General features: G+C 61.5%; 16 protein-coding genes. 10 read left to right on the forward strand and 6 right to left on the reverse strand.

What is annotated here, in order from left to right:
* Position 1: 1 nt before the first annotated feature.
* Both IMX17_RS00090 and IMX17_RS00095 read left to right on the forward strand, forming a co-directional pair.
* Entirely contained in the window at positions 2–313 is a 312-nt protein-coding gene (locus IMX17_RS00090) for a type II toxin-antitoxin system Phd/YefM family antitoxin (RefSeq protein ID WP_227414437.1), read from the forward strand.
* Positions 310–666: a type II toxin-antitoxin system death-on-curing family toxin gene (locus tag IMX17_RS00095; RefSeq protein ID WP_193549207.1), complete on the forward strand. Its 357-nt coding sequence runs from the start codon at positions 310–312 to the stop codon at positions 664–666. Before IMX17_RS00090 ends, IMX17_RS00095 begins: the two co-directional genes overlap by 4 nt.
* Positions 667–675: 9 nt before the next feature.
* Here the strand turns inward: IMX17_RS00095 and mmuM are convergent, their stop codons facing one another.
* Positions 676–1614 (reverse strand): homocysteine S-methyltransferase, encoded by a 939-nt coding sequence (gene mmuM, locus IMX17_RS00100; RefSeq protein ID WP_046896237.1) that lies wholly within the window; start codon positions 1612–1614, stop codon positions 676–678.
* Entirely contained in the window at positions 1604–3013 is a 1410-nt protein-coding gene (gene mmuP / locus IMX17_RS00105; RefSeq protein WP_046896238.1) for an S-methylmethionine permease, read from the reverse strand. The genes mmuM and mmuP overlap by 11 nt, the downstream gene beginning before the upstream one ends.
* Before the next feature lie 177 nt (positions 3014–3190).
* Between mmuP and IMX17_RS00110 the strand changes: the two genes are divergently transcribed.
* The 4 genes from IMX17_RS00110 (at position 3191) to IMX17_RS00125 (ending at position 9469) form a co-directional block, all read left to right on the forward strand.
* A complete protein-coding gene (locus IMX17_RS00110; RefSeq protein ID WP_046896239.1) occupies positions 3191–4030 on the forward strand; it encodes a ChaN family lipoprotein in 840 nt (279 codons plus the stop codon).
* A gap of 102 nt (positions 4031–4132) precedes the next feature.
* A complete protein-coding gene (locus IMX17_RS00115) occupies positions 4133–4924 on the forward strand; it encodes a TonB family protein (protein ID WP_182265500.1) in 792 nt (263 codons plus the stop codon).
* 54 nt (positions 4925–4978) lie between these two features.
* Positions 4979–7105, forward strand: a complete 2127-nt coding sequence (locus tag IMX17_RS00120; RefSeq protein WP_193549208.1) for a S9 family peptidase — start codon at positions 4979–4981, stop codon at positions 7103–7105.
* Between the two features lie 123 nt (positions 7106–7228).
* Positions 7229–9469, forward strand: a complete 2241-nt coding sequence (locus IMX17_RS00125) for a TonB-dependent receptor domain-containing protein (RefSeq protein ID WP_182265499.1) — start codon at positions 7229–7231, stop codon at positions 9467–9469.
* 22 nt (positions 9470–9491) lie between these two features.
* On the opposite strand, the gene IMX17_RS00130 is transcribed toward IMX17_RS00125, so the two are convergent.
* The 3 genes from IMX17_RS00130 to amiA form a co-directional block, all read right to left on the reverse strand.
* Positions 9492–9947, reverse strand: a complete 456-nt coding sequence (locus IMX17_RS00130) for a YaiI/YqxD family protein (protein WP_004936514.1) — start codon at positions 9945–9947, stop codon at positions 9492–9494.
* Entirely contained in the window at positions 9947–10867 is a 921-nt protein-coding gene (gene hemF, locus IMX17_RS00135) for an oxygen-dependent coproporphyrinogen oxidase (protein ID WP_046896242.1), read from the reverse strand. The genes IMX17_RS00130 and hemF overlap by 1 nt, the downstream gene beginning before the upstream one ends.
* A 65-nt stretch (positions 10868–10932) precedes the next feature.
* Positions 10933–11814 carry an N-acetylmuramoyl-L-alanine amidase AmiA gene (gene amiA / locus IMX17_RS00140; protein WP_193549209.1) on the reverse strand — a complete coding sequence of 294 codons (882 nt, stop codon included), beginning with the start codon at positions 11812–11814 and terminating at the stop codon, positions 10933–10935.
* Positions 11815–12018: 204 nt separating this feature from the next.
* Here amiA and IMX17_RS00145 point away from each other — a divergent pair, with 204 nt between their 5' ends.
* The gene (locus IMX17_RS00145; RefSeq protein ID WP_004936504.1) at positions 12019–12444 is read left to right on the forward strand and encodes a GNAT family acetyltransferase; all 426 of its coding nucleotides are present in this window, start codon (positions 12019–12021) and stop codon (positions 12442–12444) included.
* A gap of 42 nt (positions 12445–12486) precedes the next feature.
* Here IMX17_RS00145 and IMX17_RS00150 read toward each other — a convergent pair whose 3' ends face one another.
* Positions 12487–12885, reverse strand: coding sequence for a YgiW/YdeI family stress tolerance OB fold protein (locus IMX17_RS00150; protein ID WP_046896244.1), 399 nt, complete (start codon positions 12883–12885; stop codon positions 12487–12489).
* A gap of 174 nt (positions 12886–13059) precedes the next feature.
* Between IMX17_RS00150 and IMX17_RS00155 the strand changes: the two genes are divergently transcribed.
* The 3 genes from IMX17_RS00155 to IMX17_RS00165 all read left to right on the forward strand — a co-directional run bounded on the left by IMX17_RS00155 (position 13060) and on the right by IMX17_RS00165 (position 15351).
* Positions 13060–13524: a DUF2919 domain-containing protein gene (locus IMX17_RS00155; RefSeq protein ID WP_033652563.1), complete on the forward strand. Its 465-nt coding sequence runs from the start codon at positions 13060–13062 to the stop codon at positions 13522–13524.
* Between the two features lie 157 nt (positions 13525–13681).
* Positions 13682–14269 (forward strand): RpoE-regulated lipoprotein, encoded by a 588-nt coding sequence (locus IMX17_RS00160; RefSeq protein ID WP_094141701.1) that lies wholly within the window; start codon positions 13682–13684, stop codon positions 14267–14269.
* 182 nt (positions 14270–14451) lie between these two features.
* Complete coding sequence (locus IMX17_RS00165; protein ID WP_046896246.1) at positions 14452–15351, forward strand: Dyp-type peroxidase; 900 nt, start codon at positions 14452–14454, stop codon at positions 15349–15351.
* Positions 15352–15360: the final 9 nt, after the last annotated feature.

Below are 15360 nucleotides of genomic sequence, written 5' to 3' on the forward strand. Positions count from 1 at the left end.
GTTGAATGACTGGCCCCCTGCGCCGTTGGCGCCGGGGGCTTTTTTATTTCCAGCGGACGTGGTACAAATAATCGTCAAATATGTACATGTACAGGTAAAGAAAATGACTACGATTAGCTACACGGCGGCGAGAAACAATTTGGCCGAGGTGCTTTTGGAAGCGCAAAAACAGCCGGTGGAAGTGACGCGCCGCGGACACGATGAGGTTTACATCATCAGTAAGGCCGACTATGAGGTTTTGGTCAAAGCCAAAGTGAAAGCGCGCATTCAGGCTAAACACGCGGATACGATTAAGGCGCTGGCGAATAGATGATCTTTTTGACCGCAGAGGATATTGCGGAGTTCAATGCTGAAATTGTGCCTCACGGCCGCCAGGAAGGCAGCAAAGTTGAGGCTGTAGCCAACCGCGTGCTCAATGCTTACCACTACGAGAACGTCACAGACGTATACCGCTTGGCCACGCTCTATCTCATCGCCATCAGCCACGGTCACATTTTTCTTGATGGCAACAAACGTACGGCCTTCCAAAGCATGGCGCTATTTCTCGGTATTAATGGCATTGCACTGCGGGAAGACGCAGAACTGGTCGAAATTACGGTTGAAGCAGCTCAAGGCCGCCTCAACGTAGAACAAGCCGCTGAACACTTACGCCGGCTAACCGAATAACCCCCCTGCTCATTTCTTACAGCGCGCGGCGATGGCGCGAATATCCTGCGGCGTAGTGCGACAACAGCCGCCGATCAATTGTGCGCCGAGCGTGCGCCACTCCGTCGCCTGATCGGCCAGGCTGCCGTGCTCGCCGCCGCAGGCGTGCCAGGTTTTGCTGACGGCATCGTAATGCTCGCCGGAGTTCGGGTAGACCAGCAGCGGTTTGTCGGCCAGCGCGCCCAGTTGGCGCAGCGCCGGGGCGACCTTGTCCAGCGCGATGCAGTTGATGCCGATGGCCAACACCTGCGGATTGCCGCGCAGCGCGGACAGGACCTCCGTCAGCGGCGTGCCGTCGCTGAGATGTTGGCTGTCGCGCAGGGTGAAGGCGAACCAGGCGCCGAGCGTCGGGAACTCCTGCAGCAGCGTCAGCAGCGCCTGCAGTTCAGCGAACGACGGCAGCGTTTCGCAGGCCAGCAGATCGACGCCGGCGGCGGCCAGCGCGGCGAGGCGCGGGCGGTGGAAGGCAATCATGTCATTCTGCGCCAGCCGGTAGTCGCCGCGGTATTCCGAGCCGTCGGCCAGATAGGCGCCGTACGGGCCCACCGAACCGGCGATCAACAGCGGCGCCGCCTGCGGGTGTGCGGCCAGATAATCGCCCCGCGCGCGTTGCGCCAGCTGTACGCTTTTGGCGATCAGCGCCAGCGATTGATCCTGATCCAGGCCGCGGCGCGAGAAGCCCTGCGGCGTGGCCTGATAGCTGGCGGTGATGGCGCATTGGGCGCCGGCGTTGAAATAATCGAGATGCACCTGATAGATAAGCTCGGGATTTTCAATCAGCACCTTGGCCGACCACAGCGGATCGGTCAGATCGCAGCCGCGCGCTTCCAGCTCGGTGGCCAGCGCGCCGTCCAGGATCAGCGTCGGCCGTTCGGCCAGCAAACGAGCGACGGGGTTGTTAACCGACATGTTGTTCTCCTAAAGCGTTTTTTTGCCCGGCGCGCCGGGTCAGGAAATAGGTGAGGTAGCACAGGGCGACGAACGGCAGCCCGCAGTAGAGCGCGATGCGCTGCTCCGGATCGAACGCCAGCCCGATGCAGGCCAGCAGGCACAGCGCAAAGCCGAGGATCGGCGTCAATGGATAGCCGGGCGCACGGTATTTCAGGCCGCTTATCGGCTGGCCGCTGCGCAGATAGGCGCGGCGGAAAGCATAGTGGGCGGCGCAGATGCTCAGCCACACCGCCACCACCGCAAAGCCGGAGATCGCCGACAGGGCGACGAACACCGTATCCGGCGCGATCACGCTGGTCAGCAGCGCCAGCACGCCGCCGAGCATGCTGAAGGTCAGGGCGTTGATCGGAATGCCGCGCGCATTGACGCGCGCAAAGTAGGCCGGCAGGGTGCGCTGGTGGGCCAGCGACCACAGCATGCGCCCCGAGGCGTACAGGCCGGAGTTGGCCGCCGACAGGATGGCGGTCAGGATCACGAAGTTGAAGATATCGGCGGCGTAAGGCACGCCGATGCGTTCAAACACCAGCACGAACGGGCTTTTGACGATCCCCGCCTGATCCATGGGGATCAACGCCGCCAGCACAAACACCGTGCCGATAAAGAACAGCATCAGGCGGATCACCGTGGTGCGGATCGCCAGCGGCACGACTTTCTCCGGGTTCTCGGTTTCACCGGCGGCGATGCCGATCAGTTCCGTGCCGGAGAAGGCGAAGTTCACCGCCACCATGGTCATCAGGATCGGCAGCGTGCCGTGCGGCAGCCAGCCGGAAGCGGTCAGGTTGTGCAGGAACGGCGCCGGCGTGCCGTCTTTCATCGGCAGCAGGCCGAACATGGCGGCGCCGCCCAGAATGATAAACGCCAGAATGGTCACCACTTTGATCAGCGAAAACCAGAACTCGCTTTCGGCAAAAAAGCGGGTGGTCACCACGTTGAGCAGGAAAATGGCCGCGCAGAAGATCAGACACCACAGCCACACCGGCGACTGCGGGAACCAGTACTGCATGCAGAATCCGGCGGCGGTCAGGCTGGAGCCCAGCGCCACCGTCCAGGTGAGCCAATACAGCCAGGCGACGGCATAGCCGGTGGCCGGCCCCAGATAGCGCGAAGCATAGACGTGAAAGGCGCCGGTTTCCGGCATCGCCACCGACAGCTCGCCCAGGCACAGCATCACCAGATATACCACCAGCGCGCCGATCAGGTAGGCCAGCAGCGTGCCGAGCGCCCCGGTGGTGGAGATGATGTAGCCGGTATTGAAAAACAGCCCGGTGCCGATCACGCCGCCTAGCGACAGCATCACCAGATGCCGGGCCTTCATGCTGCGTTTGAACTGCCCTGCGGCGGGCGCCGATGAGTGCATAATAATCTATCCGTATAGACGTCTAAATATCTGAATGGCTATTGGTTATACCCGCAATGCCGTTTCAACGCAATGCGTCACCGGCGATCGCCGCGTAAAAAAATCGTCAGGTCAGATCTATATGAAAATGATAATTATTATCTATAATGTCGCCATTTTCGCTAATGGGGCAACATGATGAGATATCTGATTTTATTGGCGGCGTTGGCGCTCGGCGCCTGCAGCCAAACGCCGGTGAAGACGCCGGCCAGCGACGTCGCGAGCATGGGGAATATCACCGATCTGCACAGCGGCGTGACCCTGACGCCCGAGCAGCTGTTGACGCGGTTGGCGCAGCAGCCGCGGGTGATCGTGGGGGAAAAGCATGACAATCCTTACCACCATCAGATTGAGCAATGGCTGGTGCAGCAGCTGCCGCAACGGCGGCCGCAGGGCAGCGTGCTGATGGAGATGATCAACCCGAACCAGCAGGCGCAGGTCGACAAGGTCAAGCAGTGGCTGCAGAGCGATCCCACGGTGCGTGACGGCCGCGTGGCGGAGCTGATCGCCTGGCAGCCGGGCTGGAAGTGGGAACTGTATGGCGGGGTGACGATGGCGGCGATGCGCGCGCCTTACCCGCTGTGGTCGGCCAACCTGGATCGCAGCGAGATCGCGGCGTTCTATCAGCAGCCGCAGTTTCCGGCGGGGCAGCTCTCGTCGCAGCCGGCGGTGCGCAAGGCGCTGGAAGAGACCATCCGCACTTCGCACGGCGGCCAGATTGAGGCCGCGCAGCTGCATGCGATGCTGGCAATCCAGCAACAGCGCGACAGGCGCATGGCGGAGCGCCTGCTGGCGGCGCCGACGCCCGCGCTATTGATCGCCGGCGGTTATCACGCCGCCAAATCGGTGGGCGTGCCGCTGCACGTGCGGGATCTGCAACCGGCGGCGGCGCCGACGGTGCTGATGCTGGCGGAGCCGGGCGTACAGGTTGACGCGCACACGGCGGACTACCTGTGGATCACACCATCAGTGAAATGAATACGTTAAGGCAGTGAAAAGGGGTGTTAATTATAGTTGCAAATGATTATCATTAGTAAATGTGATCTGCAATCATTCGCAATTAAGTAAGCTAATGCCCCTATGTTAAGTCAGTCTTATCCCCCTCCGGCCTTTGCGCAGCCGCGCTGGGCGCGCGGCTTGCTGCTCGCCCTGGCGGCGCACGCGGCGTTAGCGTTGCTGTTTTATTGGCCGCAGACGGCGCTCGAGCCGGTCGAGCTGCCGCCGCCGGCGGTGATGATGAGCTGGGCGGCGCAGATTGAAGCGCCGGAAAGCAAACCGTTGCCGCTGGGCGTGCAACAGGCGGAATCCGCTGCGGCGCAGCCGGCGGAACAGCAGCAACAGCCGGATCTGCCCAAGCTGGCGCGCGCCGATAAAGCGAAGATCGTGACGGCGGACAAGAAGCGCGCCGAGCACCGTCCCCCGCAAAAAGCGCAGCCGAAACCGCAGGAACAGGCGAAAGAGACGCGCAACGCCGCCGCATCCAGCGCCGCTGCGCCGCAGGCGCAGACGCTCTCTCACCAAACCGCCGCTCCGATCAACAGCGACGCCAACAGCAACGCGCAGGCCAAGCTGTCGTGGGAGAGCCTGGTGAAGGGCAAACTGAACCGCATCAAAGAGTATCCCCCGGATGCCCGCAACCGCCGGCGCAGCGGCATGCCGCAGGTCAGTTTCAGCGTCGATGCGCAGGGGCGGGTATCGAACGTGACCCTGCAGATCCGTTCCGGCACCGCGTCATTGGATCGGGAAGCGGTGGCGGTGGTGTCGCGCGCGCAGCCGTTGCCGCCGCCGCCGCCGGAGATGCTGCAGCAGGGGGCCGTCAGGGTAAGGATGCCGATCGATTTCAATCTGGCGGAGCTGAATGCCCGCCGTTAATGCCCGCAGACGCGGCAGCGCCGCCGTCCGGCTCTTCAAACTTCGTGAGGGATTATGAATCCGCTGTTATTTACCCCGCGCCGTCGCATCGCGGCCGCGCTCTGGCTTTCTTTAGGCATCGCAGGCGCCGCGCTGGCGCAACCGCAGCCGCCGTTGGCGGAACGGGCGCCGAAAGCGCTGACGGCCCACGGCGAGACGCGTACCGACGATTACTACTGGCTGCGCGACGACAGCCGAAAAGAGCGGAAGGTGCTGGACTACCTGAAGGCGGAGAACCGCTACACCGAGCAGATGATGGCGCCGTACCAGACGCTGCGCGCCACGCTGTATCAGGAGATGCTGGGCCGTATGAACCCTGACGATCGTTCGGTGCCGTATCAGCTCAACGGCTATCGCTATCAGGAAAGCTACGCCGCCGGTAAAGATTTCGCGCGGTATCAGCGCCAGGCGCTCACCGCCGACGCGCCGTGGCAAACCCTGTTGGACGCCAATCAGCGCGCGGCCGGCCATGCCTATTATCGCCTGGGGGCGATGGACGTCAGCCTGGACAACCGCCGCCTGGCGGTGGCCGAAGATCTGCAGGGCCGCCGCCAATACCGCATCTCCCTGCGCGAGATAGACAGCGAACGCTGGTCGCCGGAAACGCTGGAAAACACCTCCGGCAACATGGTATGGGCCAACGATAGCCAAACCCTGTTCTACGTGCGTAACCACCCGCAAACGCTGTTGCCGTACCAGGTTTATCGCCATCAGTACGGGACGCCGACGGCGGAAGATAAGCTGGTGTACCAGGAAAACGATCCGGCGTTCTACCTCAGCCTCGGCCGTTCTTCTTCGCGCGATTACCTGATTCTGACCATCAGCGGCAACACCACGTCCGAAGTGCGCCTGATCGACGCCAGCCAGCCGCAGCGCGAGCCGCAGCTGTTCGCCGCCCGGCAAAACGGCCGCGAGTATTATCTCGATCACTACCGCGGCGAGTTCTATCTGCGTTCCAACCATCAGGATCCGAACTTTGGCCTGTACCGCACGGCGGCGGCGGGCAAACCTTGGCAGACGCTGATTGCGCCGCAGGCGCAGCATGAGGTGGAAAGCTTCAGCCTGTTCCGCGACTGGCTGGTGGTGCAGGAACGCGCCAACGGGCTGGTGCAGCTGCGGCAAATCAGCTGGGATGGCAAAACCGAGCGCGCCATCCCGTTCGACGACGCCAGCTACATGGCCTGGCTGGGCTATAACCCGGAGCCGGACAGCGATCGTTTGCGCTACGGCTATTCGGCGATGACCACGCCGACCCGCACCTATGAGTGGGATCTGAACAAGGGCGAGCGCACTCTGCTCAAGCAGCAGGAAGTGAAAGGCGTCGATCCCAGCCTGTATCACAGCGAGCGCATCTGGGTCACGGCGCGCGACGGCGTGAAGGTGCCGGTCTCGCTGGTGTACCGCAAGCCGCTGTTCAAGAACGGCCATAACCCGCTGCTGGTCTACGGCTATGGCGCTTACGGCATGAGCATGGATCCGGCGTTCAGCGCGAACCGCATCAGCCTGCTGGATCGCGGCTTCGTCTATGCGCTGATCCACGTGCGCGGCGGCGGCGAACTGGGGCAGAGCTGGTACAAACAGGGCAAGCTGACGCACAAACCGAACAGCTTCAACGATTTCATCGACGCCACCCAGGCGCTGATCAACGGCGGCTACGGCCAGCCGGGGCGCATCTACGCCATGGGCGGCAGCGCCGGCGGTTTGCTGATGGGGGCGGTGATCAATCAGGCGCCGCAGCTGTACAACGCGGTGGTGGCGCAGGTGCCTTTCGTCGACGTGGTGACCACCATGCTGGACGACAGCATTCCGCTCACTACCGGCGAATACGAGGAGTGGGGCAACCCGCACCAGCCGGCCGCCTATGCGCTGATGAAGTCCTACAGCCCGTATGACAACGTGCGCAAACAGCGCTACCCGAACCTGCTGGTCACCAGCGGTTTATACGACTCGCAGGTGCAGTATTGGGAGCCGGCCAAATGGGTGGCGAAGCTGCGGCGTTTCAAACAGGGCGATTCGCTGCTGCTGCTCTCCACCGACATGACCGCCGGCCACGGCGGCAAATCGGGCCGCCTGGCGCGGCTGGAAAACGGCGCGCTGGAGTACGCCTTTATTCTGGCGGCGGATCGGCGGGCGCAGAAATAACCTTCAGCGCCGCGGCACGCTGCGGCGCAATAAAACAATAACAACCTTTTATACCGCGCTTTCGGCGGGCTTTTTGCTGGGCATTGTCGGCCATCAAACCTTATTGGCTATTTCTGGGGATATATGAAAATTAAAATGATAGCGAGCCTGATCGGCGCGGGACTGGTGCTGCACGGGCAGGCTGTGGCCGCGCAGGAACAGGCGGAAAACAATAAAGGCAGCGTGGCGTTCAGCCCGCTCAACGTCTCGGCCGCCGACGGCGGCAAAAGCAGCGAAAAAGACGCGTTGGCGAGGCCGGGCGCGTTCAGCTCGCGCGACGAGAACCAAAATCTGGAGTCGGTGGACAGCATTCTGCGCAGCATGCCGGGCACCTATACCCAGATCGACCCCGGCCAGGGATCGGTCAGCGTCAATATCCGCGGCCTGAGCGGCTTCGGCCGGGTCAACACCATGGTCGACGGCATTACGCAAAACTACTACGGCAACTCCCCGAGCGATGCAGCGCACGGCGGCATGCCCACCAGCCAGTTCGGGGCGCTGATCGATCCGAACTTTATCGTCGGCGTCGATGTGGCGCGCGGCAACGCCACCGGTTCCGACGGCGTTAACGCCTTGGCGGGCAGCGCCAACTTCCGCACTATCGGCGTGGACGACGTAGTCTTTGGCGACAACCCGTTCGGCGTACGCACCAAATTCTCGGTGGGCAATAACGGCATCGGTCGCAGCGGCATGATCGCCGTGGGCGCCAAAACCGCCGCCTTTGCCGACGGCGGCAGCCTGGGGGCGATGGCGGCGATCAGCGGCAGCTCCATCACCTCCAACTACAAAAACGGCGCCGGTTTCGACAGCGAGATGTTCAACGTCGATAAAACCTACCGCCAGAACCCGAAATCTCAGCTGTTCAAAGTGGACATCAAGCCGGATGCCTTCAACAGCATCGAACTGTCGGCGCGCCGCTACCAGAATAAAATCACCCGCCGCCACATCGACAGCGACGATTTTTACCTCAAATACCACTACGCGCCGTTCTCGGAACTGATCGATTTCAAATTGACCGCCAGCACCAGTCGCGGTGAGCAGAAGTTCATGTCCAACAACATGGCGGGGTTCAGCGACAGTACGGCGAAAAACATTTCCGATGCGCTGGATATCAACAACACCAGCCGTTTCAGCCTGCGGGATATTGATTTCGCCTTCAGCTACGGCGGCAAGCTGGTACGCAACGAGTATAAGAAAAAGGCATCCGGGCTGGTGACGGATCAGGATCAGGCGGAAAGCATGCCGGTGGGCATTGCCGGCAAACAAGATATCTCCAGCCTGTACAGTGGGTTGCAGGCCAACTACGGCATCTGGCAGGGAAATGTCGACCTGAACTACACTGCCTATCGCCTCTCCGGCTACAAGCCGGCCTGTGATGAGCGCGTAGAGTGCTTCCCTCAGGGCGCCGGCACTATCAACCGCAACGAACACGGCTTCAACCCGTCGGTCATGCTGTCGGCGCAGGTGACGCCGTGGCTGCAGCCGTTCGTCAGCTACAGCAAGTCGATGCGCGGGCCGAATATCCAGGAAGTGTTCTTCGCCAACAGCGGCGGCCAGTCGATGAACCCGTTCCTGAAGGGTGAAAAAGCGGAGACCTGGCAGGGCGGGTTCAACGCCAATGCTCACGATCTGTTGTTCAAGCAGGACAGCTTCCAACTGAAAGCGGTCTATTTCGAAACCAGGATCAAAAACTACATATCCAGCCAAACCTACCTGGTGTGTAAAAACCGTCAGAAGTGCAACCGTTCGCAGGCGACGCAGGAAGAGTGGGATAACGCGGACATCAACGTCAGCATGACCATGTACAGCAATGCTCCCGATCCGGTCAAAACGCGCGGGGTGGAGCTTGAAGCGCTGTACGACGCCGGTTTCGCCTTCACCAAGCTGTCGTTAAGCAAGGAGCATACCTCCCAGCCGACCAACCAGGCCAGCAACGTATTCGGCGCGGGCGATATCAGCGAGCTGCCGGAATTCTACTTCACGCTGGACAGCGGGGTGCGCCTGCTGGACGAAAAACTGACGCTGGGCGGGGTGGTGAAATACACCGGCAAGTCGGTGCGCCTGTCGCCGGACTCTGATTACGATGAGAATGAGCAGTTGCTGAAGGAGCCGGCGCCGCATATTCCGACCATTATCGATCTGTACGGCACCTATCAGGTGAATCGCAATCTGCTGCTGAAGCTCAGCGTGCAAAACCTGATGGACAGAGACTATTCGGACGCGCTCAACAAGATGAACTCGCTGCCGTCGCAGTCGCAGTATGAGACGCCGACCAACACCGCCCGTGGGCGCACCTATATCTTCGGCGGGGAGGTGCGCTTCTAAACCGCAGCAGAGCAGGGCGCAGTCACTGCGCCCGTTTCGCCTGCAGCAGCCATTTGTCCAGCTCGTTGGCGAACTGCTGGCGGTCGCGCTGGTTCAGGGCGTTCGGGCCGCCGGTCTGAATGCCGCTGGCGCGCAGGGTATCCATAAAATCGCGCATGTTGAGGCGCTCGCGAATGGTGTCCGGCGTATAGCGTTCGCCGCGCGGGTTCAGCGCCACCGCGCCTTTCTCAATCACCTCCGCCGCCAGCGGAATGTCGGCGGTGATCACCAGATCGCCCGCTTCGCAGCGGCGCACGATCTCGTTATCGGCCACGTCGAAGCCGGCCGCCACCTGCAGCGAACGGATGTATTTCGACGGCGGCGTGCGCAGCGGTTGGTTCGCCACCAGCGTCACGGTGATGGCGGTGCGATCGGCGGCGCGGAACAGCACCTCTTTGATCACGTTCGGACAGGCGTCCGCATCGACCCAAATCTGCATTATTTCGGCTCCTGCAGCCAGTCGCGCACCGGCAGGAAATCGCGCGCCAGCGCCGCTTCCGGGCTGCCTGTGTCCGGCTGGTAGTTATATTCCCAACGCACCAACGGCGGCATCGACATCAGGATGGACTCGGTGCGCCCGCCGGTTTGCAGCCCGAACAGCGTGCCGCGATCCCACACCAGGTTGAACTCCACATAGCGGCCGCGGCGATACAGCTGGAACTGGCGCTCGCGCTCGCCCCAGGTCAAGGCCTTGCGTTTTTCGACGATCGGCAGGTAGGCGTCGAGGAAGCCCTGGCCCACCGCGCGGGTGAAGGCGAAACAATGGTCGAAATCCGGGGTGTTCAGATCGTCGTAGAACAGGCCGCCGATGCCGCGCGCTTCGTTGCGATGCTTGATGAAGAAGTAATCGTCGCACCACTGTTTATATTTGGGGTAGACCTCGTCGCCGAACGGCGCGCACAGCTCGGCTGCGGTGCGGTGCCAGTGCACGGCATCCTCTGCGAAGCCGTAGAACGGCGTCAGATCAAAGCCGCCGCCGAACCACCATACCGGCGCTTCGCCCGGCTTTTCAGCGATGAAGAAGCGCACGTTGGCGTGGCTGGTGGGCACGTAGGGGCTGAGCGGATGGATAACCAGGGAGACACCCATCGCCTGGAAGCTGCGCCCGGCCAGTTCCGGACGGTGCGCGGTCGCCGAGGCCGGCAGGGTGGCGCCGGAGACGTGCGAGAAATTGACCCCCGCCTGTTCGAACACCGCGCCGTTGGTCAGCACACGGCTGCGGCCACCGCCGCCTTCTTCACGCGTCCATTGGTCTTCGGTGAACACGGCGGCGCCATCGGCCTGGGCGAGCTGCGCGCAGATATGATCCTGCAGCGCCAGCAGGAAGGATTTTACTTCAGCGATGTTAGGTAAACTCATGCGGGGTCTTTATAGCGTCTGGCTGAACAAGGCGCTGAGTATACTCTTATTCGCCGCCCGCGGCATCAGCGGGGTTTGCGTTGGTGTGCGTCGAAGTAGTCGAAGAAGTTGACGATGCCGTCCGCGATGGCGCGGGCGATTTTCTCGCGAAACGCGGTGGTGCCCAGCAGCCGTTCTTCGTTCGGGTTGGTGATGAACGAGGTTTCCACCAGTACCGAGGGAATGGACGGGGATTTCAGCACCGCGAACGCCGCCTGTTCGGTGCTGTCGCTGTGCAGATGTTGTACCGGACGAATTTGGCCGAGCACGTGGCGGCCGAGCGTCAGGCTGTTGTTGATGGTGTCGGTTTGCACCAGATCGAACAGCACCTGCTGCAGGTAGTTGTCCTGATCCTTGTATTTGCCGCCCGCTACGTCGTCGGCGGCGTTTTCACGGTTGGACAGGTAGCGCGCCATGGCGCTGCTGGCGCCGCGGTTGGAGAGGGCGAATACCGAAGCGCCGGAGGCCGACGGGCTGGTAAAACCGTCGGCGTGAATGGAAATGAACAGATCGGCCTGGTGCTGGTGGGCGATCTCCACCCGCTGGAACAGCGGAATGAATTCGTCTTCTTCGCGCGTCAGGCGCGCCTCGATGTGATCGTGCTCATGCAGGAAACGGCGCACGTGGTTGGCGATTTCCAGCACGATGTGTTTTTCCTGCGAGCCTTCGTGGCCGACCGCGCCGGAGTCGATGCCGCCGTGGCCGGGATCGATCATCACCCGCTTTTTGCCGCCGGCCGGTTTCGCCGCCGGTTTGCTGTGCTGATTGCGCAGCAGGCCTTCCGCCTTGGCGCTTGGGTTTTTCACGCCGAACAGCGCGACCGCCAGGCCGGAAAGCAACAGTTGGCGTCGCGTAGGGGAAACGGCAAGCGGCTTAAAATTGAGGAATGGTTTACCCTGCTTTTTCATTACGCAACGCTCCGTCGACGATTCTATTTCGCGACGTTATATCGTATTGATTATCATTAATCGACCCGATAACTATTTCCATTTATTACGCCTGTTACCGGCGATTTCGGGGCAAATAGCGCGGTAAATCGCAGTTTGATATTGCGTAAGTGAATAATCACGCGATAATCAGATAAACACCTTAATTAACAGCGGCCAACATCGATGGAAATTCGCGTATTTCGACAAGACGACTTTGAAGAAGTCATTACCCTGTGGGAGCGCTGCGATCTGCTGCGGCCCTGGAACGATCCGGAAATGGACATCGAGCGCAAGCTGAACCACGACCCGGAGCTGTTCCTGGTGGCGGAAGTCGGCGGCGAAGTAGTCGGTTCGGTGATGGGCGGCTATGACGGCCACCGCGGATCGGCGTATTACCTCGGGGTGCACCCTGACTATCGCGGGCGCGGCATCGCCAATGCGTTGATCAACCGTCTGGAGAAGAAGCTGATCGCCCGCGGCTGCCCGAAGATCCAGATTATGGTGCGCGAAGACAACGACACGGTGGTTGAGATGTACGAGAAGCTCGGCTACGAGATCCAGGGCATCACCAGCCTGGGCAAGCGGCTGATCGAAGATCAGGAATATTGATCGAGCGGCGGGCGGCGGCGTTGCCCCGCCCGCCGCAACGCATTACGGCAGCTTTTTGACGGTTTTCACGTCCACTTCGAGGCTGTTCCAGTCTTTATCCACTTTCCCTTCCAGCTGCACCTTGTCTTTCGGCGTAACGGTCTGGCCGTTCCAGCGTTTGCGGTCGATATCGACCGTCAGGGTGCCGGTGGCGTCGCGGAAGGTATAGGTTTCGTCGCCGATGCGCTGTTCGATGTTGCCCTGCAGCATCACCCAGGTGTCGTCGCTCAGCGATTTCACCTTGTCCACGGTGGTCAGCGCCGCGCTGGGGCCGGAGAAACCACCTTGTGCGGTGGTTTGCGTTTGAGCCTGCGGCGCGGCCGGATCGAGGAACCCGCCTTGTTGCGCCAGTACCGGTGCGCTGCACAGCGCGATCAGAGTGGCCAGAGTCAGTTTTTTCATGTTGCGCTTCCTTATCGTTATCGAAAATCACATCCCGCTGATATCGGGTGCTTGCTAAGTGATAAGGATTAAAACACGCCGATCTTAAGAGCTTCTTAAGCCGACGCATTGAAATTCCCATCGCCGGCGCCCATCTGTAGCCATAGTCTTTATTCTGTTGGCAAGGAACGAGCGTTGAAGCCATTCTCACCCCGGTTTTCCCCGGACGATTACGATCAGCACGGCGCGCTGCGGCTGCCGCTGGGATTTTGGGCCGTGCTGATTTTGCAGGCGCGCACCTGGCTGTTGTTCGTGATGGCCGGCGCTTCGCGCGAGCAGGGCGAAAGCTTGTTGGCGTTGTTTTATCCGGATACCCAACGCTTTTGGTACGGCATGCTGCTCGGTCTGCCGGCGGCGCTGGCGTTTTTGCTGAGCGGCCGTCGCCACCAGTGGCCGCGACTGTGGCGCGGCTGGCGCTGGGGGCTGGCTGTCTCGCTGCTGGCGTCGTTCGGCGGCTCGCTGTTCAGCCTGTGGCGCCAGGACGGCGATGCGCCGGGGCTGGAGCTGACGTTGGCGCTGCTCGACGCGCTGGCGCTGAGCTATCTGCTGCTGAATGCGCGTCTGAAAGCCTGTTTCGCGCCAGCGGAGCGCGCCGACTAATTGCCGAGAAGTGCGGCACTTTTCGCATTTTCCGCACTCCAAGCTGGCAACCGTTGGCGTAGTGCGGGCCGTTGTGAGAGGCTGGCACGCAGCAAAACGCCGAATGCGGCAGGAGCGGGTGACCCGCCCCATGCCATTGATGTCTAAGGAGCTAGAGATGAATATTCGCCCCCTGTTGTTAGGGCTTCCGCTGTTACTGACCGGCTGTTCGAGCATGTCTAATTTCTCTTGGTCCAGCCTGTCGCCGTTTAACTGGTTCGGCAGCAGCCTGGAAGTCGGCGCCAAGGGCGTCGGCAAGCTCAACGCCGGCACGCCGATGTCGGAAAGCGCCATCAACGACGGGCTGGACGGCAACTACCGCCTGCGCGGCGGCATGGCGACTAACAACGGCCAGATCGTCTCTTACTATCAGGCGCTGTCCGGCGACGAAGTGAAGCTGGTGATCACCGGCGAACCGAAAGGGCGCCTGCAGCGGGTGGACGTGATGGATCCGAAAGTGGCGACGGAGTGGGGCAACAAGCTCGGCACGCCGTTTGGCGACATGTACAGCAAGGCGTTTGGCTCCTGTAAGCCGGGCAGCGGTGAAGACGCCGGTAAAGTGGAGTGCGTGGCGGAGCAGAGCAAATACGTCACCTACATCTTCAGCGGCAAGTGGGCCGGAGCGCAGGATATCATCCCGCCGGACGACACCCTGAAAAGCTGGACGGTCAGCAAAATCATTTGGCACGCCAAGCCGCAGCAGTAACGCGTTCAACGGGCGCCGGTTCCCGGCGCCTGCTTGTCCAAATCATTACCCCTATTTTCTTTGCGCTGCTGCAAGGCAATCGCCTGTGCTTGCGGTATGATAGCGCGCGTTTGTAACAGGGACCCCGCGCGTCAACCGCCATACCTTACCTGTTGCCGGATTCTGGTATTGAGGATAACAACATGACACAGGTTCAGAGCGGCATTCTGCTGGAGCACTGCCGTTTCGCCATTTTTATGGAAGCCAGCGTACAGGGCGAATTCGCCGATTTGCGCCAGGGCTGCAAACAGTTTTGTCAGACGCTGAGCGAGCTGCAGCAGCAGTTCCCCGATGCGCGCCTCGGCGCGGTGATCGCTTTCGGCTACGACGTCTGGCACGATCTCTCCAGCGGCCAGGGCGCGAAAGAGCTGAAGCCGTTCACGCCGCTCGGCAAAGGGCTGGCGCCGGCCACCCAGCGCGATATGCTGATCCACATCCAGTCGCTGCGCCACGACGTCAACTTCACGCTGGCGCAGGCCGCGCTGGCGGCGTTCGGCAGCGTCATCAAGATTGAGGAAGAAACCCACGGCTTCCGCTGGGTGGAAGAGCGCGATCTGAGCGGCTTCATCGACGGCACCGAAAACCCGCAGGGCGACCAGCGCCCGGCAGTGGCGACGATCGCCGAGGGTGAAGAGGATGCGGGCGGCAGCTACGTGCTGGTGCAACGTTACGAGCACAACCTGCGCCAGTGGCAGCGTTTTACCACCGAACAGCAGGAGCAGATCATCGGCCGCACCAAGCACGACAGCGAAGAGCTGCCGGCGGATCGGCGTCCGGATACTTCGCACGTCAGCCGTGTCGATCTGAAAGAGGACGGCAAGGGCCTGAAGATTCTGCGCCAGAGCCTGCCTTACGGCACCGCCAGCGGCAAGCACGGCCTGTTCTTCATCGCCTATTGCGCGCGCCTGCACAATATCGAGCAGCAGCTGCTGAGCATGTTCGGCGATCTGGACGGCAAACGCGACGCAATGCTGCGTTTCAGCCGTGCGGTCACCGGCAGCTACTACTTTGCGCCATCGCTGACGCGCCTGCTGTCACTTTGACGCCGTTGC

The sequence above is a fragment of the Serratia sp. X3 genome, assembly GCF_014982455.1.
GTDB lineage: Bacteria > Pseudomonadota > Gammaproteobacteria > Enterobacterales > Enterobacteriaceae > Serratia > Serratia ureilytica.

Bases quoted from the DNA above. Each gene is read 5' to 3' on its own strand.
- IMX17_RS00130 (WP_004936514.1), bottom strand. From the start codon at position 9,947: ATGCAGATTTGGGTCGATGCGGACGCCTGTCCGAACGTGATCAAAGAG.
- IMX17_RS00150 (WP_046896244.1), bottom strand. From the start codon at position 12,885: ATGAAAAAACTGACTCTGGCCACTCTGATCGCGCTGTGCAGCGCACCG.
- IMX17_RS00165 (WP_046896246.1), top strand. From the start codon at position 14,452: ATGACACAGGTTCAGAGCGGCATTCTGCTGGAGCACTGCCGTTTCGCC.
- IMX17_RS00095 (WP_193549207.1), top strand. From the start codon at position 310: ATGATCTTTTTGACCGCAGAGGATATTGCGGAGTTCAATGCTGAAATT.
- IMX17_RS00110 (WP_046896239.1), top strand. From the start codon at position 3,191: ATGAGATATCTGATTTTATTGGCGGCGTTGGCGCTCGGCGCCTGCAGC.
- hemF (WP_046896242.1), bottom strand. From the start codon at position 10,867: ATGAGTTTACCTAACATCGCTGAAGTAAAATCCTTCCTGCTGGCGCTG.
- IMX17_RS00115 (WP_182265500.1), top strand. From the start codon at position 4,133: ATGTTAAGTCAGTCTTATCCCCCTCCGGCCTTTGCGCAGCCGCGCTGG.
- IMX17_RS00160 (WP_094141701.1), top strand. From the start codon at position 13,682: ATGAATATTCGCCCCCTGTTGTTAGGGCTTCCGCTGTTACTGACCGGC.
- mmuP (WP_046896238.1), bottom strand. From the start codon at position 3,013: ATGCACTCATCGGCGCCCGCCGCAGGGCAGTTCAAACGCAGCATGAAG.
- mmuM (WP_046896237.1), bottom strand. From the start codon at position 1,614: ATGTCGGTTAACAACCCCGTCGCTCGTTTGCTGGCCGAACGGCCGACG.
- IMX17_RS00120 (WP_193549208.1), top strand. From the start codon at position 4,979: ATGAATCCGCTGTTATTTACCCCGCGCCGTCGCATCGCGGCCGCGCTC.
- IMX17_RS00125 (WP_182265499.1), top strand. From the start codon at position 7,229: ATGAAAATTAAAATGATAGCGAGCCTGATCGGCGCGGGACTGGTGCTG.
- IMX17_RS00145 (WP_004936504.1), top strand. From the start codon at position 12,019: ATGGAAATTCGCGTATTTCGACAAGACGACTTTGAAGAAGTCATTACC.
- amiA (WP_193549209.1), bottom strand. From the start codon at position 11,814: ATGAAAAAGCAGGGTAAACCATTCCTCAATTTTAAGCCGCTTGCCGTT.